The following is a 2,860-nucleotide window of genomic DNA, read 5'->3' on the forward strand; positions in this document are numbered from 1 at the left end:
CCGGTACCGGTAATCTCCCGTATTGGTGACACGCTTTCGACAACACTGTCTTATCCGTTCTACCAATGGATCCGCAACGGTGTGGATATCCCGGGAGCAAACTCCCGTACTTATGTAATGTCTCTGAAAGGGATGTACAAAGTACGTGTAACGGGTACGAACAACTGTGACGGAGAGTCTACTCCAGTAGAAGCGATGGACAGCTGGCTGAGCATTGACAACAGCAGTGTTGCTTCATCAGAGATCCGTGTGTTCCCGAATCCGACAAGTGGAAAAGTAACGATCGAAAGTCCGATGGCTGTCCAGGTACAGGTTAAGGATCTGAGTGGTCGTGTGATTATCCGCAGTCGCGATACGAAGGAAGTGGATCTTGGCAAGCTTGCAGACGGTGTGTATATGTTTGTGATCCTGGATAAAGACGGGGTACAACAGATCGCACAACAACGTGTGACGAAAATGTCCAATAAGTAGTTAGTGATGCTAACTAAATTAATAATTAGTTAACAGGATTAACTAAAAAAAGCAGCTGAAAAGCGTGCCGGATTTTATGTCCGGCACGCTTTTTTTGTGTTTTTCGACATCAATTAACAGTTCAGTAACAAAAAGGAAACCGCCCTTTACGCATTGATTTCTAAAGAAAATGTAAAAAATAGTCTTTTAAAAAGGTTGGATAGGAAAATTCTCTATTTGGTAATTAAAAGTTTCAATTAAATTTGAAATGCTGTTTATCGACAAATTTTGGTCGTGCACCACTATTTGGCCATCTTTTGTCGCAATCTGAACAGATACCAATACCGTATATAAAGAAGAAGCAGCAATCATTTTATTCAAAAACACAAAAACGCAATGAAAAAACTTCTACAGACCCTCGCGCGTTCGATGAGCCGATCAACGGCCGCTGACTCCGGAGAGTATAGAAAGTCCCGTTTGCTATTTTCGCTCGGGGTCTTTCTCGCAATACTCCTCGGAGCTTCGGTAGCTCAGGCCCAGATCCTGATGAGTTCAGGCTCTTCGACCACCTGTTCCAACTCCTTTTACGATAGTGGCGGAGCTTCTGCCAACTACAGTAACAGTGAGAATTCCACCCGTACGATTTATCCGTCCACCGCGGGCGGTAAGGTGATCGTTACTTTCTCGAGCTTTAATATCGAGAGCGGTTGGGATTACCTGTACATCTACAATGGTAACAGTACTGCTGCACCGTTGCTCGGAACTTATTCCGGCTCTTCGCTGCCACCGTCTTTCACCTCCACCGCGGCAGACGGAAGTCTTACGTTTAAGTTCACTTCTGATGCGTCTGTGAACTATGCAGGTTGGGCTGCAACCCTGAGTTGCTTCATCCCGACACCTTGTTCGGGTACCATTACCGCCGGTACAGCTGTTGCGTCTTCTACTACGATCTGTGCGGGTCAGTCCACAACTTTATCGCTGAGCGGTGCCTCCGGCGGAACAGGGCTTACCTACCAATGGGATACTTCCAGTACCGGTGCTGCCGGTACCTTTGTTGCTTATACCGGTGCCACTTCCGCAAGCTGGACGTACACGCCACCTATTGGGCGGACGCTTTATTACCGTTGCCGCGTTACGTGTACTCCTACAAGCGGTACTGCAACCTCCACTACAGTGGCTGTGACTGTTTCGAGTCCGCTGCTGCCCCCTTACTCCGAGACATTTGAAGGCGTAACAGTTGGTAACAACCCTACCTGTGCTGCTGCTTATCCTTTGTTCAGCACCGGCGTAACTACCTATTATGCTTATTATTCAAGTGCTTACGCCGATTACTGGAAAGTGATCAGTGATACTTACGATCCCTATGCCGGTTCTAACCGTACTCCTGGAGGTAAAAACTTCCTTGTTGCAGGTTATAACGTTTATTACACGGGTACCTATTCCGGTCAGTCAGGTTACTGGTTCACTCCGGGTTTGTACCTGGAAGCCGGTAAAACGTACCGCTTCTCTTACTGGTACCGCGTAGCCGGGTATATTACCTCTTACTATTCTTCTACCGGAGTACGCTTCGGTATGTATTATGGCAACTCGCAGACACCGACAGGCCTGACTGCGATCAAACCTGATATTGTAAAAGCCAACAATACGTACGAGCAGAGTGTGGGTGACTTCTCCGTTACTACAACCGGCATTTACTTCCTGGCGGCTAAAGCAGATAACCTTTCTTACGCTTACTACGGCGGTGGTATGTTCGATGACTTTAACCTGATCGAACTGCCTGCGTGTAGCACTGCCACTGCTTCGACTTTCGGAAGCGGCGGTAAGTCTTCAGCTACTCCTTATGTTGCGTGTTCTGTTCCGGCAACCACGGTGTTGTCTCTGACCAGCACTCCTCCGTTCTCCGGCCTTACGTATGCATGGGACACTGCTTACGGAGCACCGACAGCGTTCGGAACAAAATCCGGGGCAACGACGGTTCCATACACCTACACGATCAATACTTCGGGCAACTATTATTTCCGTGCAAAAGTTACCTGTGCGGCAAGCGGTCTGACTACTTATTCCGATACGGTGAATGTATCTACCGCACCGATCACGCCTCCTTATATGGAGACATTCGAGAAAGGAACGGTTGGAACAAACGTTCCATGTGCGGGTAGCACTTACTGGGGCAGTATACCAACATACTTCAACCTGGCGGGTTCTCCTTATGATCCTACCTATGCACCGGGTATCAGAAACCACACTACAGGTGGCTCTAAATACCTGCATGCGGGTTACTACCTCGGATACGGACTGGGAGCCGCACAATACTGGTTCACTCCTGGTCTGGCACTGACCGCAGGTAAGGCATATAATGTTTCTTACTGGTACAGTAACAGTGGCTATTATCCTTCTTCTTATGCAACCT

At 48.0% G+C, this 2,860-nt stretch carries 2 protein-coding genes; both read left to right on the forward strand.

Annotated features, from left to right (window positions below):
* The coding region (locus ABD846_RS04705) for a T9SS type A sorting domain-containing protein (protein ID WP_344823175.1) at window positions 1-471 on the forward strand (471 nt) is incomplete at its 5' end.
* A gap of 375 nt (window positions 472-846) precedes the next feature.
* Window positions 847-2,860, forward strand: a 2,014-nt coding sequence (locus ABD846_RS04710) for a CUB domain-containing protein (protein WP_344823177.1), incomplete at its 3' end; no start/stop codon positions are given.

It is taken from the genome of Rurimicrobium arvi, from assembly GCF_039540495.1.
Classification (GTDB): Bacteria; Bacteroidota; Bacteroidia; order Chitinophagales; family Chitinophagaceae; genus Rurimicrobium; species Rurimicrobium arvi.